Raw genomic sequence first — 24,005 nt, 5'->3', positions numbered from 1 at the left:
TCACTTTGCATGGTCCGGGGCTCGCCCGTTTCGATCATCGGCCAATCGTGCTTCGGGCATCATCGTTTGGCAGCGTCAGAACCCTGAGCCTCTCGCGTGAGGTACGTATCGACGACACTGTCGGCGTGTTCGGCAAGCCACTGCGCCATCGCTTCCTCTTCCGCCAAGATCCCTTCACAGACACGTTGCGTGTTTTGATCACCGACATGCTCTGACGCTGCTATCAGCATGCGATAGCTGGCGGCTTCGAAATGTTCAAACGCGTAACTGACAAGCGAGCCTTTGACGACTTCGTCGCTCAAAAAGATTCCGCCCAGCGCCTGAGCCAGCGCCATCAAGCGACCCCCGGTATCTTTCAGCGCACTGATGTCCTCGCCCCGGGTCTTCAGGCAGCCTCGGATGAGTTCAGCTTGGCGTTCGGTTTCCCCGATATGTTCGGTGATCCTTTTGCGCACCTCCGGATAGTTTTCGAGCCGGCTTTGCTGCGCCTTCAACATTGTCAAGGCTTGCTGCTCCATTGCGTGTGCGTCACGCAACCAGTCGTTCAAGGTATTGTCGGCGGCGGTCATTGGTTCCTCCTTCGGTAGCGTCGATGATGAAACCCTGTGTCTGATCAATTGTTCCAGCGGGCTTGGCGCGGCGATCCAAACCCGGACACTTCTGCGATTCCGCCGGCCGCAAGACGCTCAGAATCCATCTCGTGATGATGATCGTAATCGTGGCCGGGAAGCGCTGGCGGCGGTGGGCCCGGCAGTTCCGCCACCATGGCTTCCGTCATGATGAGGAGGCCCGCCACCGAGGCCGCGCCCTGGAGCGTCGTACGCACCACCTTGGCCGGGTCGATGATGCCCTTCGACACCAGATCCCCGTACTCGCCCGATTGGGCATCGTAGCCATAGGCCTTGTTGTCGTTTTCGAGGATCTTGGCGATGACGACCGAGCCTTCAACGCGGGCATTGTTCGCGATCTGTCGGGCCGGCCAGGTGATTGCCTGGTGCTGTCACATTGTTTTTAGCTTAAGAGAACATCGTTAGACGGTTCTGGATGAGCCAGCCCATCGCCCATTACAAAAACCACCGGTTCCCGCCAGAGATTATCGCCCGCGCTGTTTGGCTCTATTACCGGTTTCCGTTGAGCCTGCGCCACGTTGAGGAAATGTTGCTCGAGCACGGGATCGCTGTCTCCTATGAAACGATCCGCCGGTGGGGCAGGAGACATGGCTCCGATTATGCTTAACGCATTCTCCGAAAGCCACCTTCCGGCAGTGATGTCTGGTATCTCGACGAGGTTGCAGTTCGCATCAATGGCATGAAATGCTGGTTGTGGCGGGCTGTCGATCAAGATGGCTATGTTCTTGACGAAATCGTGCAGGTTCACCGCAATACCAAGGCTGCCAGACGTTTGCTGACCCGGCTCTTGAAGAAACAAGGCCTTTCACCCAAGCGGATAATAACCGATAAACTCCGCTCCTATGGAGCAGCAAAGCGCCAGGTCATGCCGGATGTCGAGCATCGCTCACACAAAGGCTTGAACAACCGGGCGGAGAACTCTCATCTGCCGTTTAGAAAGCGGGAACGAATGCGACAGGGCTTCCGTTCAATCGGAAGCTTGCAGCATTTCGTTTCGCTGTTCTCCGCCGTCCGCAATCTCTTCGTTCCAGATCGCACAAAACCTTCCGCTAACAAAATTCGCAACCACAGACTGCAAGCCCGCGGCCATATTTTTCGGATAGAGAACGGCCTGATCCGACGCTTCGATATCCGCTAGTGTCGTATCGGGAAATTCAAACCGAGACACTACCCATTCACCGGAAGGCAGCGGCTGAGCCCAGCACAGGGTCGCCGTCCCGCCGAATTCGCGCGAAACGCGTCCGCCTTCAACATACGCAAGTCCGACGCTCAGCATCGCCACGACGAGCCATCCGTCCGCCAGTTCAATCGGCTAATTCCGGCGCTCAACCATCATGGCCTTGATCGCTGCAATAGCCACCAACATGCTGATCCTCTTTCAAAGGAGAAATAACGCTCACTCTTGTCCACACAGCCGAGCCGACGGAAGAAATGATTCAGTTGCTGAGTCGGTTCAGCGGCGTTCGACAACCTAACCCTCGCTGATCGATCGCTCAATAACTCGCGCACGGACCGGCGAGATTGTTACGCTCAGTCACGAGCCAGCGGATCAAAATTCAACTACAACCAGTCGGACCTGGCTTCTCGGATGTGACGGGCGGCCGTCGCCGCGTTCACCGTCGCACCGTAATGGCAATAGCAGATGACCTCGTGCAATTGCTCGTCGGAAAGTTCGAAGAACCGCTTCGCTTCGCCGTAACTGTCGTTTTCCAACCCGGCTGCGCGGAGGACAGGATCCGCGAAAGCGACCGAGATCGGCGTGCTGTCTCCGCGCATGGCCGCGCGTTCTCTTGCCGGCTGATACTCGGTTTGGTGCAGCGTCGCGAGGCGCCGGTCGGGATTCCGTTCGAGGAGCTCCGCCCAGCGTTCAAGACGTTCACCTCGCGACATAGTCTGGCGCGGGTAGTCCTGATCGACCGCGGCGACGCTCAGCAGTTGCTCGAGTGCATGGTGCTTCATTTTGGCCTCCTATTCGAACGATAGTTGGTCCGCCCATTATCGACTTATACCCGAGCCAAGCGTGACTCCAGCGGATCGTGAAGTCCAATCACGATATGGCTGGGGGATCTCATTCACGAAAACGTGCTGGCTTCGCAAATGACCGGCTGTTCGCGGTGAACGCCGCGACAGTCGCCCATTACATCCGGGCGGCTAAGAACCAGCCAGGCATCTTCACTCGGTTGGACCGGGAAGCTTATCCCTTGATAGTTTGCGGGCACCGGGCAATCCTGAAAGCCTTGCTGTCTGATACATGAAAAGCAGATACCGGATGAATTCGGACTAGCGACCCTCAATTCGCGCAAAGGCTTCATGAGGCGATCTGGACAAAATCCCATAACACCCCGTAGGCTCCGCAACCATCACTTGCCCAGTGCGTTGTGTTTTTACGCGTTTCCTTGAGGCTTGGCGCAGCCTGCAATCCGAGGTGAAGGTCGTGAAATGAGCGAAACACCGCTTGTGCTCGGCGACGCCGACGCAAATTGGCAAGCGCTAGCAGATTTTGTTCAACAATTTCGTATCAAGCTGGGACACCAGTTGCTATGCAGTTTCGTTGCAGATGTTTCGTTCCGAAGCGACAGAAACGTTGATGAGCGCACATGCGTCTACATCGACTTTCACGCCGGCGCTGTTTCGCCGGTTCGCTTAGAAACGTCGCCGAACTCGTTCTTCCCCTCGATTGTCATCGTCCATTCCATCGCCATCGCCGCCTCCGTGAGTGATGCGACGATGGTGAAACCTACGACGTTAATAATTGGTGGCTGAGTCACCCCAGAGAAATTACCGGTCTCACACGTGACCGCGCATTTATGGGCATGCGCGAGTTTCCGTTCCCGTCTGTGACCATTGCCGATCAATTTGGTCAAGCGAGAGATATTGTGTCTGTGAGGGAAGCAGCGGTATGGCTCGTTGCGCGCTGGCCGATAAGGAACGGCGACGAGCTCCAAGCAGCAAAACAAGCATGTCTCAATGCGCTTGCTGGAAACGTCACTTGACACGACCTGTCGAGACCCCTTCATTCAAGCCGCCAAAGAGGCAGGCATTTACATTACACACAAGCGGCTTTAGGTTTTTTAGTTTTACCGCCAGTCTTCCGCTAACAGCGCAACGCTTACAGACCTGTCCGAAGATATTCTTCCAAATCGCAATGAGGCCAAGCCTCACCGCTCGGAATTCATTGATTGATGTAGCGGCTTAAGCGGGCACCAATGCATCCAGCTCCGGCAGCAGTACAACGCTTTCCTGCTCGTTGGGGTCAGTGCGGGCGATGATCGCCGTGCAAGGCGTACTGCTGAGATTGGCTGGAAGATGCGGGACGCCGGCCGGAATGTAGAAAAGCTCCCCGGCATGCACGACGACATGCTCCTCCAGCCGATCGCCATACCAGGTATGCGCTTCGCCGGACAGCACATAGATCGCCGTCTCGTGAGCCTCGTGAAGATGCGCCTTGGCGCGCGCGCCTGGCGGGATAGTGAGCAAATGCATGCAGATACCCGTTGATCCGACTGTCTCCGCGGCGATGCCCTCGAAATAGTTGAAACCCTGCTTGCCGCCATAGGTGTGATGCGGCTTAACAATACGGCAGGTGGGCTTTGATTTTGCGTCCATCGCTCTCCTCCATCGAAATCAGGACCGAACTCCAAACACTAACATGGCCGCGTGCCAATTACATCTCTGCCGTCGGGTCAGAAGACTGCCGCTAGCCAGATTCAGTTTCACCCAATGGCATGCGGCCACGCGCGTGCGTTGTCGATCAACGCACCGATTGTGTTGAGGGAGACGGCCATGGCGTTCGCAATCTACTATATCGCATTGCTTGCATCTGAACCTCAAAGTCTCGAACGACCGACCATGACCATTAATTTCGACCAGATCGCGGGCAACGAAGAAAACAGCCTTCTTACATTTGCGACGTATTTACCCGTACCAAGGCTTGGCCCAAGGCCAAACCTCACCGCCTCGAAATCTATCAAAAGACCTGGTCCGTCGCTCTTATTTTATATGACAAGCGCGGTTTACCCGGTCAGCCAAAGCGTTAGAAATGTCAGGCAGGCAATAGCAGGGAACGGACTTTGTCGCTAATTTTTGTGCGTTACGCCTCAGTTCTCTTGTGAAATTTGTCTCAGTCGCCTTCAGCTTCGAACATTTGCACGGGCTGGCTCGGCATGATTGTCGAGATAGCGTGTTTGTAGACAATCTGTGAATGGCCGTCACGGCGCAAAAACACACAGTAATTGTCGAAATACGTGACAATTCCGGTCAATTTCACACCATTAATAAGGAAAATCGTCAGAGAACTCTTCTGTTTGCTCACCGAATCCAGAAAAAGGTCCTGAAGAGTCTGCAATCGTTCAGCCAATTGTTTGTCCTTTTGTGCGATCAGCAAACGTGTCTCACATAAAGTTCTAAGGTGGAAGCAAATCTTTGCTCCAGCAGAAGGTGAATAATAAGTCCAGTGTGAGAAATAGTCAGGAACGGGCCGCGTGAGATGTCATGGCAGTAGTTGAAGGCTGGAATGTCTTTACCGAAGAAGAAGCGATCAAGACTGCGATCGATAAATATGGCAAAGACCCGACGACGTCGGTTGCCTATTGTACGGTGGCGGTGGATGACGGTCGAAAATCGCTCGAGTTTCAGTTTTGGTTTGATCTGTTTCTGAAGCTAACAAATGCGGCTCATATCGGAGGGGCGTATGCCCGGGTTGCCCGCCGACTCTTCCAAATAGGTCATTTTTAGACGGATTAGTTTGACAATGTGAACGTCATATTCACGTTCCCATTGTAGGTATTCTCACCCGCAAGCCGCCGGCCCCTGACTTTTTTCGTGCCTGGGGTCCCCGTTGCCTCGTCGCCACTCGAACAGCGCTAGAGAATATGGCATCGTCCGCTGGGCGACAGGGGGAGCATCTGATATGGTAGCAAAATCAACGGGGCGACAGCATGATCGACGACGACAGAAGACTTATGGTTGAGATCAAGGCGCAGGCCAGAATCGCTTATGAATCCCGCCCCAAGATAACCAACGCATCGATAATGGCCGCGGCCCTCGGCAAGGACTTTCCCCATCGTACTGCGGACGAAATTCACCAAAAAATAAAAAGCGTATGGCGAGTGAGGGGAATGCTTTGTTTCGGCGAATAAAGCATCGAAATTTCGCACGAACGTCGGGCCGGCTAAGAGTTGGAGAGAGACTATGGTAATGCGTGGACCTCGCGTTTCTGTCGACCACCCAGATCGGCGTGGCTTGTGCGAGGAAGCTCTCGAAGTGCGGTTCTTCGAATTGATGGAAAAGCGGCAGCTGATGGTCCTTCTAGACGAGGCGCTGGCCGTTGGCTGGAACAAGGATGAAGTTCGGGACGGTGTGCGCAATCTTTTGGTTGCCAAGGCTCTAAGTGATGCCGATATTGATTTGAAGACTAGGACCTTCTTTGAGGTTTAGAGGCCTATGGCTCAGATAGATCGTCCTCTCCTTCCTATCGAACATCCCAACCGATGGTTTGAGTGCGAGAAAGCTATTGGGCCTCGATTTAACGCGATCGTTAAAAATGATCTGTCAGCCGCGGCGATATATCGATTAGTCCGGGATGCCGTAGCTGTCGGCTGGACCGACCATGAAATTCAGCGCGCCATGTGGAGCTTGAAACGGTCTCAAGATGAGGTGGAGCCCGGAACGGACTCGTAGGAGAATGTGCCCTCGGCGGAGCTCAGGAAACTCCTGAGCTACACCAAGGGTTTTCACTCAGGCTGTACCTCAGAACTTCACCCGGAACCCCGCCGTGCCATTGAGACTGTAGCTGTGGGCGAAGTTGGACAGGCTGGTGTTGATGGAAACCTCGCTATAGAGCGAATATTTGTCGTCATTCCAGTTATAGCTGCCGCCAGCACCGATACCACCCCAGGTGCGGTCGTTGGCCGTGGCAAAGTTCACACCCGAGACATCGGTCTCGTTGCCGTCGAGGAACTCATAATAAAGATTGGCGATGCCATAAAGATTGGTGCGGGTTGGCTTGCCGGCGCCATCTTCCCAGGCATTCTGGTAATCGGCGGAAAGTCCAATCCTGCCCTTGAGGCTGTCGCCGCTGCCAAACGACACGTCTGCACCGAACGGGTCGGTGAAGTCGTCGATATCGACATTGGAGTAGGCAAGCTGCGCCTGCGGCGTCAGGGTCCAGCTCTGGTCAAGATCGATGCGCTTTCCCGTCTCAAGGCTGAAGGCATAGCCGAAGCCATTGTTGCCGTCGGTAAGGCTGGTGCCGAGTGTGCTTGAAGTCAGATCGCTGTCATACCAGGTCGCTTGTGCCTGTCCGTCGACATAAAAGCCGTTCTGGCCATACCATGTCAGCGTGCCGCCCAGGCCATAACCGTCGGTGTCGATCGAGCCATCGCCGAAGAACGAGGTAATGTCGGCCGAGGCATGGCCATAATGAGCAGTCAGACTGCCAATCAACTTGCCGGCGTCGCTCTCGTAGAACTGCCCATCAATGCCGGTCTCTACCTTCCAGGTGTCGATATCGTAATCGGCGCCTGTGGTCGATGTCCTTGGCTCGAACTTGCCATGCGCACTTTCGATGCGGGCCCAGATCCCCCGCTGGTCGATAGCGACGTCACCACCTTGCGAAGGTGCCGGAGCAGCTTCCAGCGTTCCGGGGCCATCGCCTTGTGCCAGTGCGCTGTTGCCTGCGCCTGCCCAATAGCGATTGCCGACACGCTGCTGCAAGGTCGAGACACCATTGAGGCTCTGCAGCACCTGTGCATAAGCTTCATAGAGAGGCGTTCCGGGCTGGTAGATCGGACCGCCGGGTTCGCCAGGATTTCCGGGCTCGCCAGGTGCGCTCGGCGATGTCAGGCCCGATCGCAAGTACCAGTCGCCATCGCTCGGCGTGCTCACGCCATTCTTTTGCAAGGTATAGCCATAGGCGCCGGCAACGACCGCCTGTTCGCCATTGATCACATAATCGCCGAGCAAGCTGAAGGCGCCATTCGACGCGCCGCCAATATCGACGATCTTGATACCCTCGACCGTCTGCGCCCCTATGCCGCCGACATTGATTACTTTTACATTGGTACTGCCGGCCGTGTCGCCGGTAACCACCAGCCTATCTGTGGGTGAGGCATCGCCGCCAAGCGCGGTCTCGATCTCGAGCTGGCCGCCATTGCCGACATAGTTGCCAGCCACGGTCAGCGTACCGATCGAATTGCCCGGCGCGACAGTGCCCGCATTGTTGGTGTCGCAGACTGTACCGATGCCTTGCAGCCGCCCGCCGGCCAGCACATTCACGTCGCCGCACAAACTGCCATTGACGGCAAGGATGCCAGCCTCGACGGACGTCGTGCCGGTGAAGCCGGAACTGTCGGCGCCCAGCATCGTCGTGCCGGAGCCGTCCTTGACGAGGTTCCCGGCGCCAGAGAGTGCTCCATTTAATGTCAGCACCGTTCCAGGATCCGTCACTATGGTGCCGAGTGTTCCCAGGCTGATCGAACGAGCGCTGGCAAAACTGGCGGTCGTGTGGAGCGCGCCGTTCTCGAGAGTGAGAGCGCCTGCGGCGGCGCCCAGATTTGCATCGCTGGAGACCTCAAGCGTACCGCCCTCGATTGTCGTACCGCCCGTATATGTATTTGCGCCCGTAAGAACGAGCGTCCCGAGGTCAGTCTTTACAAGTTGCGAACTACCGCCGAGCGCCGATGCGATTGTCGCTGTGTATCCGGCTCCCGCCGTGGTGCCATCACCGACACGGATGATCGATGATGGACCGGCGAGCTCAAGGGGGCCGCCTTGAATGAGGTAGCCGTCGGTTGCGAACTGCATGCCTGAAGCCGAGATCTGGCCAAGGCTGTTGTCCACTGTCACCGTGCCGGCCGCGCCCGCGAATATCGCGAAGGCCGCATCCGTATAGGGTGCGTTGACCGCGCCTGTGCTGTCGGTCCAGTTTTCGTTGCCGGTTGCGTTCTGCCACAGCCCGTCGCCACCATCGATGACGCCATTGTTCTGCGGACCTGCAGCGCCATCCCAATAGTTCAACGTCAAGCCTTCCGTGTTGATGAGGTTGACTTGATTGGCGATTGCCGTCTGGACAAAATAGTCGGTCGAAGGGATCGTGCCGATCGAAAGACCGTTGTTCGTCAGCGCGCCGCTGTAGCTGAACACCCGGTAGACACCGGGGCCAAACGTGCCGCCTGGAGAAACCGACACGTTGAGCGTGCCGTCAAGCAAGAGATTGCCGCCGACCGTGGTCAGGTCGTTCAGCGAGCCGCCTGCAACATTCGCCTCACCGAAGCTGTAGTTCAGGGTCGAACCGCCGGAGAGCGTCAGATTGCCCGCGATGGCGAGCGTACCGGGGGTGCCATCGGCCGCTCCGGGCGACAAGATGGCTCCGTCGGCGATCGTGACGTTACCGCCGACCGTGCCGGTGCCGCCGAGCGTGGCGCTGTTCCTGACCGAGGTTAGCCCGGTCGCCCCGCTCTGGTTGCCGTTGACGAACAGGCTGCCCGCCGAGACCGTGGTCGGGCCGGTGTAGCTGTTGCCGGCGGTGAGAACGAGTGTGCTGTTGCCGGTCTTGGCAAGCGCCCCCGTGCCGCCGATCACGCCCGACCAGGTCAGGTCGGCATCGGTCTGAAGCGTGCCGCCACCGGCGTTGAGCGTCACGCCGCGCGCGGAACTGAAGGCCGCGGTGTTGTGCAACGTGCCGCTGTCGAAGACCAAGCCGCCGGCCGCGTCGCCGAGATTGGCGTCCGCGGCGACCCTTACAGTGCCGCCGTCGATAGAAGTGCCGCCCGTGTAGCTGTTGGTTCCAGAGAGCACCAGCGTGCCGAGATCAGTCTTCGCCAGCTGGGTGCTGCCGGTCAGGCTGGAGGCGATGGTCGCGACATAGGTCGAACCAGCGGCCGTACCGTCGCCGACGCGGATGATCGACTGCGGGCCGACCAGGGCGATGTCATTGCCCTGGATCAGGTAGCCGTCGGTGGCGAACTGCATGCCCAGGGCGCTGACGCCGCCCAGGCTGTTGTCGACCGTTACGGTTCCCGCGGCGCCGGCAAAAATGGCAAACGCGCTGTCGCTGAAGGGAGCGTTGAGGCTACCGGCGCTGTCGGTCCAGTTGTCGTTGCCTGTCGAATTCTGCCACAGCCCGTCGCCGCCGTTGACCGCGCTGTCGTTCTTCGGTCCGGCGGCGCCGTCCCAATAGTTCAGCGTCAGTCCGGCTGTGTTGACCAGGTTGACCTGCTGGGCGACCGAGGTCTGCACGGAGAAGTCCGGCGAAGGGATGGTGCCGATGTCCAGGCCGTTGTCGGTGAGAGTGCCGCCATAGCTGATCACCCGGTAAAGGCCGGGGCCGAGCGTTCCCCCGGCAGAAACGGCCACGTTGATCGTGCCATCCAACACGAGGTCGTCCTGGACCTCGGTCAGGTCATTGAAGGCCCCGCCGGGTACATTCGCCTGACCAAAATCGTAGTTGAAGCTCGAGCCGCTGCTGGTTGTGAGACCGCCATTGATGGTGAGCGTTCCCGGCGCACCGACGAGATCGCCAGGGTTCATTGCACCGCCATCGGCGACAACGACATCGCCGCCGATGATGCCTGTGCCACCGAGCGTGCCGCCATTGGCTACCGAGGTAAGCCCGGTCGCCGCGGACTGGTCGCCGTCGATCTGAAGGCTGCCGGCCAGCACATTGGTCGCGCCGGCATAGGTGTTGTTCTGGGTCAGGATGGTCGTGCCGGTGCCGATCTGGTTCACCGCGCCGCTGCCGGAGATCACGCCCCCGAACGTATGGATATCGCTTCGGTTGAACGCCAGCGTACCGTCGTCCACCACATCCCCGGTAATCGAGCCCGTGGCCCCGCCATTGCCGAGCTGCAGCGTGCCGGCGGAGATCGTCGTGCCGCCGCTGTAGCTGCTGTTGGCCGTTAGAATCGTGGTGCCGGTTCCTGTTTGGTCGACAGCGCCGGTTCCCGTAACAGCGCCTGCAAAGATGAGGGCATCGGAACGATCGAAGGCGAGCGTGGCGTTATTGGTTACATCCCCGGCCAGTGTGCCGGTCGTCGCCCCGTTGCCGACCTGCAGGATGCCCGCCGTGATCGTCGTGCCGCCCGAATGCACGGCATCGCCGGCAACCACCAGCGCGCCGGCGCCGTCCTTGGCAAGCCCGCCTGCCCCGGTGATGCCTCCGGTCAATGTGGTCGTCGTGCCGGCATTGGTCAGGAACGTGCCGGCACCGGCGAGCGTAACAACTCGCCCGGTCGTCATGTCGGCAACCGTGTTCAGCGTGCCGCCGCCGAACGACAGACCGCCCGCCGCGTCGCCGAGATTGGTGTCCAGAGAAATCCGGACTGTTCCGCCATTGATGATCGTGCCGCCGGTGTAGCTGTTGGTTCCGGAGAGAACTAGCGTGCCGAGATCGGTCTTCACCAACTGGCTGCTGCCGGTAAGGTTGGAGGCGATGGTCGCCGTATAGAAGGCGCCGCCTGCCGTGCCGTCGCCGACGCGGATGATGCTTGAGCCACCCACCAGGTCGATCGGGCCGCCCTGGACCAGGTAGCCGTCGGTAGCGAACTGCATCCCCGCGGCCTGTACCTGGCCGTTGGTGTTGTCGATGTTCACCGTGCCCGCGACGCCCTGGAAAACAGCGAAGCTGGCATTGGCGAACGGAGCGGCGAAAACGCCGGTGGCATCGGTCCAGTTCTGGTCGCCGGCAGCGCGCCACGTGCCGTTGCCACCATTGACGATGCTGTTGGAGTGCGGACCGGCGTCGCCGTCCCAGTAGCTGAGCGCCAGCCCGGCCGAATTGACCAGGTTGACCTGATTGGCGACCGAGGTCTGGACGAAATAGTCAGACGAACCGACGTTAAGACCGTTGTTGGTCAGCGCGCCGCCATAGCTGATGACGCGGTAGACGCCCGGCCCGAAATTGCCGCCGGGGCTCTGTGTCACGTTGAGTGTACCATCGAGGGTCAGATTGCCGCCGACATTGATGAGGTCATTGAACGCGCCGCCGGGTACGTTCGCCTGGCCGAAGTCGAAGTCAAGCTTCGTCGCCGATCCGAGCAATAGGTTGCCGTTGATCGTGAGCGTGCCGGGCGAGTTGCCCGGATCTCCTGGGCTGAGCCGGCCGAGGGACGCCACATTCACATTCCCGCCGATCACGCCCGACCCGCCCAGTGTTCCTGAGTTGGTCACCAGGGTATTGCCCGTCGCACCTGACTGATCGCCATTGACGATCAGAGCGCCCTGGAACACGTCCGTAGTGCCGGAATAGGCGTTATCGCCGGTAAGCACCATCGTGCCGGTGCCGTTCTTGACCACGCTGCCGGTCCCGCTGATCGTTCCGGCATAGGTCTGCGAGCCCGGGCTGTTGAACGAAACCTGCGCGTTGTTGACGATGTCCCCTGCAACCGAACCCGCCGTTGTCCCGTTGCCGAGCGCCAGCACGCCTGCCTGGACCGTCGTCCCCGCAGAGAAGTCGAACGCGCCAGTGAGCGTCAGAATGCCGTTGCCCTGCTTGAGCAGACTCTCGAAGCTGGTGACGTTGGCGCCATCGAGGGTCCGCCCCGCGGTGGTGACCACCTGCAGGGTATCACCAGTGCCGGTCTCGCCGCCGGTGCCGGCGTTGAAGCCAACGCCGCTGAGCACGGCAGTGTCGTTGAGAACCAGCGTATCGTTGCCGGCGCCCAGGTTGAGCGCTGCGCCGCCGGTGGCGAGCGTACCCGACACGTTCATGACGTCGTTGCCGCCTCCGAGATCGCCGTTGCCCCGCAGCGTGCCGCCGGCATTGACGTTGATCGTGCTTGCTCCGGCATCGCCGGTGAAGCTCGTCGTGCCGCCGGCGGTCGCACCCACCGTACCATTCACGGTCAGGATGCCGGCGCCGTTCATGGCGATCGTCGCCGTGGTCAGGGCGCCGTTCACTTGCAGCGTGCCGGCGTTGACGCTGGTGGCGCCGATGGCGTTGCCGGCCGACGTCAGCACCGTGGTGCCGGTGCCGATCTGCGCCAGCGCTCCGGGACCGCTGAGCGTACCGGTGAAGTTGAACGTGTCGCTGCGGTTGATCGACAACGTCGAGCTCGCGGCATTGACGATGACGTTGCCGGCGCCGGCATTGCCTGATGTGCCGCCATTGCCGATCATCAGATTGCCGTCATTGATGACGGTGTTGCCGGTGAAGGTGTTGTTGCCGGTCAGCACCCAGGTACCGCTGTCGTTCTTGGCCAGCGTGGTGACGCCGGTGCCTGCATTGCCAATCGAACCGGCCAGCGTATTGAGGCCATTGTTCGTGCCGCCGAGCGCGATCGTGCGCGCCACATTGGGGGTTTGCAGCGTTACGGGACCCGTATCGGTGAAGACGATCGCCCCGGTGCCGGAAGACTCGATGAAGGTGACGCCGGTTTGGAGCGTGAACAGCCGGTTGGTGGTGTCGCCGGCGCCTGTGTAGCGCAAGGTCGAGCCGCTGCCGATGATCAAATTGGTGGCTGCGGCGCCTGAGGCGCCGATGCTGCTTGCCTCGCCGCCGTTCGCGAGCTTGTCGACGCCCAGCACGCCGCCACTAATCGTGGTGACGCCAGTATACGTGCTGTTGGAGTTGGTCAGGATCCACGTGCCGGTGCCGCTCTTGGTCAGCGCGGTCTTGCCCGTGCCGTTGTCGGCGATAAGGGCGCCCAGGGAGTTGTTCGCCGTGTTCGTCCCGGTGAGCGTCAGGGTGCGGGCCGCGTTGGTCCCTGTAAGCGTGATCGGCGCGGTGCTGGTGAAATTGATCGGGCCCGACCCCTGTGCGTCCAGACCGCTGCCGGCGGTCGTCCCCAAGGTGAACTGCCGGTCTGTGCTGGCGGCGGCTCCGAAGTACCGCAGCAGTCCACCATTGAGGACGAGATTGGTGGCGCTGGCCGCCGAGGCGCCGATCGAACTGTTTGTTCCTCCGTTTGCCAGGCAGTAGACGTTAACCGCGCCGCCGTTGATCACCGTAGAGCCGGAGTAACTGTTATTGCACCCTGAAATTCCCTGTATTCCGGCACCGTTCTTGATCAGGCCTCCGCTGCCGCTGATCACGCCGCCGTAGCTTACACTGCCGCCGTTAGTGATAGTCAGCGTGCCCGAACCCAGGGTGACGGAGCCACCGGCGGTGGCACCGTCCGATAGGCCGTAGACGCTATTGTTGAAGTTGGCCAGGTCGAGCGATCCGGCAAACCGCACGGTGGCGAACCCAGTGCCGAACGCGCTGTTCGAGCCGGCACGCATCACACCTGCGTCAACGACGAGGTCCCCACTGAACGTATTTACGCCAGAGAGCACCAGGACGCCGCCGCCGCTGGCTCGCAGCCTGCCCGGACCGACCACCGCTCCCCCGAGCCCGAGGGTCGTTGCGGCCGCGACATTGACGTAGCCGTCGCCGCCGGAGACGGTGAGGCCGCGGTCAATGGCGATGCTGGGGCCCGAGTATTGGAGCACCCCGCCGCCGCCGATCGACAGGTTGGAGGATGCGGCGCCCGATGCGCCGATGCCGCTCGGCTGCAAGCCGTTTGCCAGGCAATCGACGTTCAACGTGCTGCCGGTGATGGTGGTGCCGCCGGTATAGGTGTGGTTGCAGCCGGTCATCGTCTGGTTGGCGCCAGCGATGAGCGCCAGTTTGCCGGTGCCGCTGATGACGCCGGCATAAGTGCCGGTCCCCCCGCTCAGCGTCAGCGTCGCTGCCCCCAGCGCCACATTGCCCCCGCTAGGCCCCCCGCCTTGAAGCGCGCTGAATGTGGTGTTGAAGCCGTTGATGTCCAGCGTCGCGCTGTTGGTGTTGGCCAGCGTCACGAGGCCCGTGCCAAAGGCCTGAGCCGACCCGGCGCGTAGCGTACCGGCGCTGATGGTGGTGCCGCCGCTGTATGTATTGGTGCCGGACAGCACCAGCGTGCCGGCTCCGGTCTTGGTCAGCGATCCGGTGCCCACCGCAGTGCCGCTAAGCGTCAGTGTCGTGGCCGCGCTGCTCACGTCGATACCGCCACCGCCGGTGCCGAGCGTGAAGCCGCGGTCGCTGTTGGTGGTGGCCCCGATATAACCAAGCTTGCCGCCACCTTGCAGCACGAGATTGGAGGAGGCACTGCTCGACGCGCCGATGGAACTGTTTGCGCCGCCATCGGCGAGCGTGGTTGCCGCCAATGTGCCGCCGGCGACGGTCGTCACGCCTACATAGTCATTGCCGGCGTTGGCGAGCGTCAGCGTGCCGGCGCCGGTTTTGGTGAGACCGGCATTGTCCGGGCTGGTCACTAGACCGGAAAATGTCAGATTGGCACCGGCGTTGGCGACATCGATCGTCCCGGCCGTTATGGCACCGCTGGTGACCAGCGTGAATCCCCGGTCGCTCGTGGTCGTGATGCCGGAATATTGCAGCGTCGAACCCTCGATGACGAGGTTGTCCGAGGAACTCCCGGACGCGCCGATGGCGCTTGCCTGTCCGCCATTGGCGATGCTGTTGACGGAAAGCGTGCCGCCGCTGATCGTCGTGCCGCCAGTGTAGGTGTTGGCGCCTGAGAGTGCGACCTTGCCGGTGCCGGCTTTGGCGAAGGCGGTCGCCCCGCCATTGTCGACGATGGTCGAAGCAATGGTGAAGGTGCCCGTGCCCGTGCTGTTCTGGATGACGCCCAGCGTGCCGCCGCCCGGCCCGCCGGTGATCGAGCCGCCCTGAATGGTCTGGTTGAAATTGCCGACGGAACTTGCAACGATGATGGCGCCGTCGACGCTCAGCGTATTTCCCAAGCCGACTGTCACTGTCGAATTGGCGGCCGCCGTATATTTGAGACCGCCCAGCGCGACACTGCCGCTTACAGTCCCACTATAGGCGGTGTTGACAGCGCCGCCCTCGTCCGAGACGATGTCACCATTCGCCCAGGTCGCGGCATTGTCCTTGTTCTGATAGGTCGTGAATGCGGCGATGACGCCACCGGCAACCTGCGCATAATCCTCGCCGTTCACCGTTGCCCAGCCGCCGAGTGCGCCGTCGGCATTGCTGGTTGTGAAGCTGCCGCCGGTGTTGAAACTGAAATCCATCAACCCGCCGGTGCGGGTCACCGCGCCGAGGTTGACGGTCATCGTCCCGCCGGCGCCGGCGGTGGAGTTCATGCGGTTGTTGCCGGACGTAACGTTCAGCCCGTTGAAGGTCTGGCTGTCGGCCTCGCCGGCGGCGCCCACGATGTTGAGCGTGCCGCCGCCCATATTCAGGGCGGACGAGCTTGAAAGGAGATTACTCGTCGGTCCTCCGGCTGTTGTGGCGAAGTTCAGGGCCAGCGTGCTGCCGCCACCAATGGCGGTGGCGCCGGTATAGGTGCTTTGACCCGTCAGGGTCAGCGTGCTGGCGCCCAGCTTGGTGAGGCCGCCGCTACCGGTGATGCTGCCGGCGAAGGTCTTGCTGCCGGAAGCAGCGTTGAGCGTCAGATTTCCACTGCCCAGGGCGAGCGTGCCACCCGTCCCCTCGAGCGTTGCTGTGCTCATGTTGAAGCCGTTGAGGTCCAGCGTGCCGCTATTGATCGTCAGGCCGGTCGTCGTGCCGAAAGCCGACGCGTTGCCGGCACGCAGCGTTCCGCCGTTCATGGTGATCGTGCCGCTGCGGGTGTTGGCGCCGCTCAGCACCCAGGTGCCGGATCCACTGCTGGCCAATCCGCCGCTACCGGAAATCACGCCATTGAGGCTGTTGGTGCCGGCATAGGCGCCGCCGAGGGTAAGGGTGTCGACCCCGCCGGCGACGAACGAAAGATTGCCGGCAAGGTTCAGCACGCCCGTGCCGTCGTTGCTGATCGCGGTCGCGCCATCGCTGGTCCAGGTACGATTGCTGGTCGCGCCGGCGCCTGTGTAGCTAAGGGTGCCACGATCGGTCAGGGCAACGATCGAGCCAGCCCCGAGCGAACTGGCGATGCCCGAATTGGCAAGCGTCGGCGCCACGATGGTGGCTCCGCCGATGCTCACGGAACCGGTAAAGCTGTTGCTGCTCCCGAGCGTAACCGTGCGCCCGGCCCCGCCGCCGAAGCTCACCCCTGCTCCGGCGCCGCCGCTGATCACCCCTAGCAGTTGCAAATCTGCAAGGCTCGCGCTGAAGCCTGCTGCTCCCGAATTCGCAATGCCAATGTCGCCGGTTAGGGTCAGCGTGCCCGTGCCGTTATTGTTCAGCGAGGCCGCGTAGTTGGCGAGAGCGATCGACCAGTTGCGGTTCGAGCTGTCGCCGTCCCCGGTGTAGTTTACATTGTCGGCGAACTGGCCGGCTATGTAGGAGATGGTGCCATTGGCCACCGTCGTCGGAGCCCCCAGCGAACTCGCTTCGCCGAGGTTCCCGATCGAGTTAAACGCGAAAACCAACTGGCCGGCCGGGGCCGCGTAGAAGGTCGTGGTGCCGGTGTAGTTACTGGCGGCGTTGCTCATCGCTACCCCATTGGTAACAATGAGATTGCCGCTTCCGGTGAACAGCGCCGAACCGACCCCCGCCCCGGTCACGGTGAGGCTGCTCCCGCCGGCGATCGACACATTTCTGTTCGTCGTACCGGAGTCGACGGTGAGCGTGGCGTCGGCAGTGGTCGTGATGGTATTGCCGGCAGCGCCAAGGGCAGCGTTGTTGGTGGCGCGCAGCACGCCGCCGTTGAGGTTGATATTGCCGGTGAACGAACTGGCAGCGCTAAGGAACAACGTGCCAGCATTGACGTTCACGCCTCCCGAAAACGTATTCGCACCCCCCAGCGTCAAGAAGCCCGCACCCGCCTTGGTCAGACCCGCGGCGCCGGCGATGATGGAATTGATGGTCGAAGTGCCGCTGGTCACCGTGATCGTCGGCGTCACGCCGCCGAGCGTCAGTGTGTTGCCGGTGAGCGTATAGGCGCTGGTGTTGAAGGTGAGGTTATGGACGGTAATCGGCACGCCGAGCGTCACCGTGCCGGCGGTGCCCGCGAACAAGGCGTTATCCAGGGCGCCATTGTTCCAGGGATTGTACGGGCCGCTCACCCCGTCATTGTTGAGGCTCCAATTGCCGGTGCTGGTGTTCCAGGTGCCGGCGCCACCGGCCCCCACGCTCGTGCCGTTGGCATCCCAGAACAAGTCGGCGCCGCTGGCCGAACCCGCGGCAAGTCCCATCAGCAACGCTGCCGGCAGCAGCCGGGCGCCCCACGCGCGTACCATGGACGAAACGAGCGGCGCCGCAGCAGGCGCGCAGCTCGCCACCTCGCCTTTCCACTTCGTCATGCGGCCGCCACGCATCATTCGCCAATCAAACGTGGAGCTTTGCGAACGACTAGCCGCCCTACCTGCTCCGACCGGGCCCTTCAGAGAGGATGCGCGCCCGGAAAGTGCGGGGTCATGCCCCCAGATGTTCGAGGCTGCCGAGCCTGGTCCCAGCTCGCGTCTGTCCGGCAGCGCAAAGTCGTGAGTTGTCTTGCCGCCGCTCGATCTCATCATGTCGCTTTGCCCCCCAAGTCAATGCATAATAAGACGTTCTCGAAAACCCGAGACTAGCTAGGTAATCACAGGCCGCCGCATGCGTATTTCAAGAAAAACCGTCCTTATCAGAAGTGCTGATGGAAGCCGTGTTACTATTGTGCATCGGTGCCGCATAATTGCCTCGCGATGACTGCTGGCGCAAACCCGCGGAAGGCGAAAGCAGAAAAAGCTGAAACCGGTCACGAGTCGCCCCGCAAGCTTCACCACCCGAAACCAGCGATTGCGAATTCGGTTTGCTACGCTTGCTGAAGTCAAACACATTCTGATGTTCGCGGGCGTCAGCGATTCTGCGATTGCTTGTCATTTCGCAAGTTCTATCGTCCGGTCCAGCGCAGGCGCGAAACCCTTCAGGGAGATTCTAAGCTGGACCGGCTGCGCAGCGTCGGCGGCTGTTGCACCAACCTTTAATTCTGATGCTTTTCGAAGTACCGAAACCGTTGCCGCATCCAAGGGCAGAGGGACAATACAGCCCTGCGCAACGCATGTTTTGAATTGCAGCGGCTGCAATGGCTTACCCTCTTCCGGTTGAAGCGTCACGCCATTGGCCAAGGCAAGACCAAAGGGCATCATGAGATTGCCCGTAACTTCGTTTGCTTTGGCGCCCGGTTGCAACTCGATGGCAAGCACCAGCTGTCCGTTTTCCTGTGTTTGCTGCTGCGATAGTGCGCAACGCTTTGATCCAGCCTGTTGTATGCAGGAAACCCGCCAGTCTTGATAGGTCTCCTGTAGGGATGTCGCTCCCCCGGGCAACGCTGAGACGGGGGCTTGGGCGAACCCCGGAGTTGCCGCTAGGATTGCGAGAAACAGGGCCGGAAATTTAAGTACTTTGTCCATTTACCATCTCACCGTTGATTAGGAACTGCCCTGAAGGCTGTTGCTTGCAGCGAGACTGGTGCTCACCAACACCTCGCCATAGACGGAGTAGTTTTTGGCGGCCCATTTGTAACTGCTGTCGCACCAATTTTCGCTGCATTCCGGCTCGCTCCCCCACGATGATTCGACCCTATAGTAGAAATCATGCTGTGCATGTGTCTATAGTGCAACATCTTAGATTTGTTGCCGTGATCGGCTGCAAAAAGCGGCGGTTTCATTCTTTTTACCTTGTTCGTGATTATCGAATACGCTGCGGGGCACAACTTGAAAATACTCCGTCGCTGACGATAGGTTAACACCCGGCGATTTGTTGTAGAGGTCGATCGATAAACGACACGGTGCGCAATGGAACCATCCAAGGGTAAGTTATTGCAGTGCGAATGCCTCGATTTTGCTGGAAGTATCCCATAAAACGTCTTCGTCCGTACCGCAACCACTTCGCAAAGGTACGATGCGCCGAACGATTATTCCTCACATATTACTTGGAAGAACAATTATGGGTCGTTTATTCCGTTGTTAGCGTTAACAAACTTTGACCAAGCGGTTTAAAAGCCGATACCCACCATGAGGGCGATCTTTCGGTTGGCAGCGCGCGGATAGTACGGTTCTTGGACGAGAATTTCACCCGCAAATTGTTGGTGGCCGACCTCGCGGCTTTTCCCACACCATTTCATCCAGTTTACAAAATCTTCGGCGATCCGCCGCACCGTTATCTCGTCAAACGGCGCCTTGATTTCGCATAAGATTTGTCACCAAAGACGGTTTGCCGATCGCGGAAGTGGCTCATCTGAGCAGTTTTTCTGATGAGAGCCACCTGACGGTTATCATGTCGAAGTGGCACAAAAGAACGCCGATGAAGGTGCGGCTGCAACGCTAGGGCGTATTGACTAAGTGTGGCAGCCGAACTTTTTTGATCGGGCAAAAGACTGCCATGTGATTAGCTTAAGGTGGTTTCAGTTGGCAAAAAAGAGAATCGCACTCGTATTGTTGATGCTATCGTTATTATCGTCGGCGCCATTCAGTTGCAGCGGGGGCAAACAAGACACAACAAAATCTATTGAAGTCTGAAGCCGAAAGGGGAAGCGCTGTAGCGCAATATCATCTCGGTACCATGTCCCGCGAAGGGCGTGGTGTGGTTCGATCTGAAGCCGAGGTGTTTTATTGGTGAGCAAAGCGGCGAAGCCTCAATCTAAAAGATGACCGGCGATCGGAGTTCGCCCTCTCGAATGGCTCAAAAAGAAAAAGCCGGACTACAAGTCCGGCCTAGGGGAGCCGACCCGAGGGGTATTGGGTCAACCGAGGTCAGCGTAATGCATTGTCGGCAATTGACAACCCGAGGTTGCGATATTTCGATGCGAGGGTCAACTTCGTCGGCTTCAGGTTGCCCAGGTTCGCGATGTCCGCGGCGGACAGAGCATTGAGTGAGGACCGACTGAACCTTTACTGAGCTTGAGGGAGCAGAAAACGCCAGTCTTCGGCTGAGGCCCGACGCGAAAGCAAAGCCCTTGACGAGCGCCGGGCCTCTCAATCGTTTCTGATGTGGAACGCAGATGGTCAACCAGGTGTTGGAGGCGCTGGCCTGAAGAGGGCTGGCACAGGCCCCGGCGCCCACTTCCGAGCCCAGGTAGGGCATTTGCGCCTCACCTATGGCTGCTCCTAAGTCGGCAACATTGGTGAATCGATCAGGTTTGGAGCTGGTCGCGTAGCCTCAGGGCACAACCGCCGAGACCGCCGGTAGGTTGCTGGCAACTTTTCGCACGCCTCAAGAATGCTGGAGTTGGTTATGAGACAGCGATACGTGGTGCTCCCAGCACTTGTTACAATGTTTGCACTACTGGCAGCACTGGCATTTTGTTCCGTTCAAGATCCGCCACCAGGCTCTGTCGAGCCAAACGCGGAAGTTGGTCTCGACAACGACGAAGGGCCGGATGAACGGAAGTAAAAGGTCTGCCGACATCCAAGGACTATTGTCCCTAGCTTATTTCCGACGATCCAACATGGTGAATGGCGAAGGTGTTTGGAGAGGAGGTTGCTTGGTGATGGATCGACCCGTCGTTCAGAATTCGGCCATGAATCAAGCCTGCTTCGGCGGAAAAGCAGATCATATTCCGTCCAAGCCACCTATTTCTAGAGGAGCCACCCCGTCGATTTGTATGGAACGGGGGGTGTTGTTTCCATAGACTACATGGCATGTCGAAGGCAAAAGCATCGAGCGCAGGCTTATGATAGCAAGGCTGAAAGATCTGTTGCGCGTCACTGCCGCGTCAGCGGCTTTATTGAGCACCTTCCTGTTTATCTTGTCGGCTGTCGGCGCGAGCGAGGTCAGAGCTGAAGGCGATTATGTGGCGATGACGCCTACGCAACTCAAAAGTAATATCTCCTCCAGCCATCCTTCCGCCTACTACATCCTCGCCTCCAAGCTCCTTGCTGCCGGTAAGCGCGATGAAGCGGTCGTCTGGTTCTACGCGGGCCAGTTGCGCTATCGCTTTCATCTCGCCGCCCATCCTGGCCTGCCCGCAGATGGCGATCCAGCGCTTTTCGCCTCGCTGTCCGAGGTAGTCGGCCGCCCAATCAATGAGTATGCGGCCGGCAACGTCGAGGGATGGAGCGAAGCGATGCAGCAAGCCCTAGACTGGGACGAGCAGCATGAAAATCGCTTTACTTCCAAAACCGTCTACGCCGAGCAGTGGCGGCAACAGCGCGCTGGCCTTGTCAAGCTGCGCAATCGTGTGCGGGGCGAGGCAGACGAAATTCGCGGTCAACGTCAGAAGAATGGACTCGAAAACCGCTGAGCTTCGTTTGCCATATAAAGGAATCGCCGCTGCTTTGACTGCAATCTGAAGGACTTGAGGTGTTAGGCACGCAAAATTGGATGCCGATAAGGGTCAAAGTTCCGTGCGGAATTGACATTCAAGGTGCATCTTGGGGTTTGGAGTAATTTTCCACCGGCCAGCAAAGCCCATCCGGGATTTGTCTTCGAGAATCTTTCCGCTCTTGCGCAGCTCTTGGAAGGCGCGGATTTCCGGTGAAGGAAGATCAGCTGCTGGAAGGGTACGACCGACGTTGCGACAGCGATCCCTTTGGCAATAGAGCGCTGAACTCACTTTGACACTCTGCTGAAGTTCCTATTTTGCGACGGAGCAAAAGTCAGGCGCAAAACCCTGGCTATGTTTGAATGAATCGTATTCCTGATCAAGGCCACGAAGGGGATGTCGCACCGAAATATCGCAACTTCGGGTTGTAAATTGCCTACAATGCATTACGCTGGCAGTAATATCACTGCTGCCTGTGTTTGGGGTCGCAGTTGCTATCCTTGGGGCCGGAGCTACTGGCTGCTGCTCCTCGCCATCATCATCCTGGCAGCGGGCTGTGTTATGAAGGGCGTCTGATTTGGTTCAAACCCGATGACGATGACAGAGCCGGCAGCTAGCTCGGCTAAGGCAATTGGAATGAGTTGATGAAGCTGACCCGTGCCGTGCTTTACGAGCTCGTCTGGTCCTACCCGATCACGCAGATTGCAAAGCACTATGGTGTCCGCGATTTGCAGATCGCCAAGGCCTGCGATCTTTACGACATTGCAAGACCACCCGCCGGCTATTGGCAGAAACTCGCTTACGGCAAGAACGTCGAAAAAGCCGCTCTGCAAACTGTCAATTTTTCGGCCGAGAAAATAGTGGCGATTGAACGTTCCGGCACGTGGGCTCCTTGCCGAGCGCCGGCAATGCTGGCGACGCCGAGTGCGCCAGGCGCTATTAGGTGGAGCGCCCCGCCGGGGACAGGCCGACGATAGGAGACTTATCGGCCTATTTTTTGCTGTCTTAGCGAATCCTGGATCGGTTAGAAATCGAACCAGAGCCGGACTCTGATGCCGGGTGATCTTCCCGTTTGAGCAGGCTCCGCACTCTCTTGCCAAGCTCGAGATGATGTTGAATGCTCCGGAGAGCGGAGGTGTGGAAAATGGCGAAGCCACCTGAGAACTACAATAAAGCTTGGACAGAGGCGCAGGAGGGACACCTGAAGGAGCTGGCTAAAGAAAATACACCGACTCGAGTCATAGGCCAGAAGCTTGGACGAACGCCAAGCTCAATCTACAAGAAAGCTTCAGAACTCGGTGTTACTCTCGGCCCTCTCAACCAGGCGCCTTACAATAGCAAGAAGCCGCGCTAGAAGTCATCCCAACTGTGCAATCTCCATTGAGGCGGCGGGACCGCTCGCTTCCCCCAGCTTGGATAGGGCTACCGCGATCTTGGACGTCACAATTCGTCCCTTTACCGTTCCGACCAACGTGCGAGTTCTGGGCGCTTGTTAGTAGTAACCAGTGTTTTTTATTGCCGACACTTCGCACGACTGAGGGGCCACGCCAGTAATTATTAGTTGTAGAATTTTTCGTCATTCAACAGCTGAAATGTTTTTTGCCGATTAAATACAACTACACCACGCGAATGTTGGCGGTAATTACGAATAAATTGGCTGCACACGTGCTTTGCGTCTGGACGTGGATGCCTGGCGCGCGCTGGGAACTTTTCCTGGGCATCTTGGTTGGGATGTTTATGAAGAACCATCCGTTTGAACCACTACTTGTTTTCGACAGCGAAGTCACGCCTATCTCATCGGTGGAAGAAGCGTTGACGCTTCTTCTTAGCAAGCCGAATCACGACTGTGCCGCTAGGATCGATGCGTTTGAGGCCTGCATTTCCACTTTGAAGCGAGTGGTTCCAGCAGTCGTTGCAAGAGATGCGTTCATTGACTTCACCAAATTGCTTCATAATCACAATCTGAAGCCTCCTTCCGTTAGGAACGAACTTCCGGGTTTTGGAGTAGAGTAAAAGCAATGCGTGTTGCTTGCCTCCTAGATCCAGCCTTTCTCACCCCGAGGAGCAGTTCCCGATGAGACCTTATGCGATTATCGAAGTACATATCAGGAACATAGGTGACGATTTAACGCTCAAAAGTGGCGACAACCGATGGTGGCAAACACTCGTTTGAATATGCCGATAAGGCTTATTCTGGTTAGTGCCTGGTCCGCTTCATTGTCCCAGGCATGGAACGAGAGTGCCGACAGGT

16 protein-coding genes and 2 pseudogenes are annotated in these 24,005 nt (G+C 59.0%); 10 read left to right on the top strand and 8 right to left on the bottom strand.

All coding sequences use genetic code 11. The features are described 5' to 3' along the window. Window positions 1-59 precede the first annotated feature (59 nt). Together N8E88_RS04855 and N8E88_RS04850 are read right to left on the bottom strand one after the other, a co-directional pair. Entirely contained in the window at window positions 60-569 is a 510-nt protein-coding gene (locus tag N8E88_RS04855) for a ferritin-like domain-containing protein (RefSeq protein WP_262291392.1), read from the bottom strand. Window positions 570-724: 155 nt separating this feature from the next. Next, window positions 725-982, bottom strand: a pseudogene (locus N8E88_RS04850) (TCP-1/cpn60 chaperonin family protein); the annotation flags it as partial. Window positions 983-1,044: 62 nt separating this feature from the next. Here N8E88_RS04850 and N8E88_RS04845 point away from each other — a divergent pair. Beyond that, a pseudogene (locus N8E88_RS04845) lies at window positions 1,045-1,767 on the top strand (IS6 family transposase). A 422-nt stretch (window positions 1,768-2,189) separates the two neighbouring features. Here N8E88_RS04845 and N8E88_RS04840 read toward each other — a convergent pair. After that, entirely contained in the window at window positions 2,190-2,588 is a 399-nt protein-coding gene (locus tag N8E88_RS04840) for a hypothetical protein (protein WP_262291391.1), read from the bottom strand. Window positions 2,589-3,068: 480 nt separating this feature from the next. On the opposite strand from N8E88_RS04840, the gene N8E88_RS04835 reads away from it, so the two are divergent. Both N8E88_RS04835 and N8E88_RS04830 read left to right on the top strand, forming a co-directional pair. Beyond that, window positions 3,069-3,392 carry a hypothetical protein gene (locus N8E88_RS04835; RefSeq protein ID WP_262291390.1) on the top strand — a complete coding sequence of 108 codons (324 nt, stop codon included), beginning with the start codon at window positions 3,069-3,071 and terminating at the stop codon, window positions 3,390-3,392. Window positions 3,393-3,436: 44 nt separating this feature from the next. After that, window positions 3,437-3,622 (top strand): DUF982 domain-containing protein, encoded by a 186-nt coding sequence (locus N8E88_RS04830; protein ID WP_315975207.1) that lies wholly within the window; start codon window positions 3,437-3,439, stop codon window positions 3,620-3,622. A 199-nt stretch (window positions 3,623-3,821) separates the two neighbouring features. Here N8E88_RS04830 and N8E88_RS04825 read toward each other — a convergent pair whose 3' ends face one another. Beyond that, window positions 3,822-4,235, bottom strand: a complete 414-nt coding sequence (locus tag N8E88_RS04825; protein WP_262291388.1) for a cupin domain-containing protein — start codon at window positions 4,233-4,235, stop codon at window positions 3,822-3,824. Window positions 4,236-4,412: 177 nt separating this feature from the next. On the opposite strand from N8E88_RS04825, the gene N8E88_RS04820 reads away from it, so the two are divergent. Further along, entirely contained in the window at window positions 4,413-4,709 is a 297-nt protein-coding gene (locus N8E88_RS04820) for a hypothetical protein (protein WP_262291387.1), read from the top strand. Window positions 4,710-4,749: 40 nt separating this feature from the next. On the opposite strand, the gene hfq is transcribed toward N8E88_RS04820, so the two are convergent. Next, on the bottom strand, window positions 4,750-4,986 hold the full coding sequence (hfq, locus tag N8E88_RS04815; RefSeq protein WP_262291386.1) for an RNA chaperone Hfq: 237 nt from the start codon (window positions 4,984-4,986) through the stop codon (window positions 4,750-4,752). 134 nt (window positions 4,987-5,120) lie between these two features. Here hfq and N8E88_RS04810 point away from each other — a divergent pair, with 134 nt between their 5' ends. From N8E88_RS04810 to N8E88_RS04800, 3 genes are all read left to right on the top strand, one after another. Beyond that, the gene (locus N8E88_RS04810; RefSeq protein ID WP_262291385.1) at window positions 5,121-5,363 is read left to right on the top strand and encodes a Y4oE-related protein; all 243 of its coding nucleotides are present in this window, start codon (window positions 5,121-5,123) and stop codon (window positions 5,361-5,363) included. 203 nt (window positions 5,364-5,566) lie between these two features. Then, window positions 5,567-5,767, top strand: coding sequence for a hypothetical protein (locus tag N8E88_RS04805; protein ID WP_262291384.1), 201 nt, complete (start codon window positions 5,567-5,569; stop codon window positions 5,765-5,767). 52 nt (window positions 5,768-5,819) lie between these two features. Then, window positions 5,820-6,065 (top strand): hypothetical protein, encoded by a 246-nt coding sequence (locus tag N8E88_RS04800; RefSeq protein WP_262291383.1) that lies wholly within the window; start codon window positions 5,820-5,822, stop codon window positions 6,063-6,065. Between the two features lie 312 nt (window positions 6,066-6,377). On the opposite strand, the gene N8E88_RS04795 is transcribed toward N8E88_RS04800, so the two are convergent. From N8E88_RS04795 to N8E88_RS04785, 3 genes are all read right to left on the bottom strand, one after another. Beyond that, complete coding sequence (locus N8E88_RS04795) at window positions 6,378-17,813, bottom strand: autotransporter-associated beta strand repeat-containing protein (protein WP_262291382.1); 11,436 nt, start codon at window positions 17,811-17,813, stop codon at window positions 6,378-6,380. Window positions 17,814-18,368: 555 nt separating this feature from the next. After that, window positions 18,369-18,902, bottom strand: a complete 534-nt coding sequence (locus N8E88_RS04790; RefSeq protein ID WP_262291381.1) for an invasion associated locus B family protein — start codon at window positions 18,900-18,902, stop codon at window positions 18,369-18,371. 584 nt (window positions 18,903-19,486) lie between these two features. After that, window positions 19,487-19,648 (bottom strand): hypothetical protein, encoded by a 162-nt coding sequence (locus tag N8E88_RS04785; RefSeq protein WP_262291380.1) that lies wholly within the window; start codon window positions 19,646-19,648, stop codon window positions 19,487-19,489. 1,539 nt (window positions 19,649-21,187) lie between these two features. Between N8E88_RS04785 and N8E88_RS04780 the strand changes: the two genes are divergently transcribed. From N8E88_RS04780 to N8E88_RS04765, 3 genes are all read left to right on the top strand, one after another. Continuing rightward, entirely contained in the window at window positions 21,188-21,733 is a 546-nt protein-coding gene (locus N8E88_RS04780) for a hypothetical protein (RefSeq protein WP_262291379.1), read from the top strand. A gap of 665 nt (window positions 21,734-22,398) precedes the next feature. Continuing rightward, on the top strand, window positions 22,399-22,731 hold the full coding sequence (locus tag N8E88_RS04775) for a hypothetical protein (RefSeq protein ID WP_262291378.1): 333 nt from the start codon (window positions 22,399-22,401) through the stop codon (window positions 22,729-22,731). A gap of 622 nt (window positions 22,732-23,353) precedes the next feature. Continuing rightward, window positions 23,354-23,767, top strand: a complete 414-nt coding sequence (locus N8E88_RS04765; RefSeq protein ID WP_262291376.1) for a DUF982 domain-containing protein — start codon at window positions 23,354-23,356, stop codon at window positions 23,765-23,767. Window positions 23,768-24,005: the final 238 nt, after the last annotated feature.

It is taken from the genome of Phyllobacterium zundukense, assembly GCF_025452195.1.
Lineage (GTDB): Bacteria > Pseudomonadota > Alphaproteobacteria > Rhizobiales > Rhizobiaceae > Phyllobacterium > Phyllobacterium zundukense_A.
This window is presented reverse-complemented; position numbering and strand designations above follow the sequence as displayed.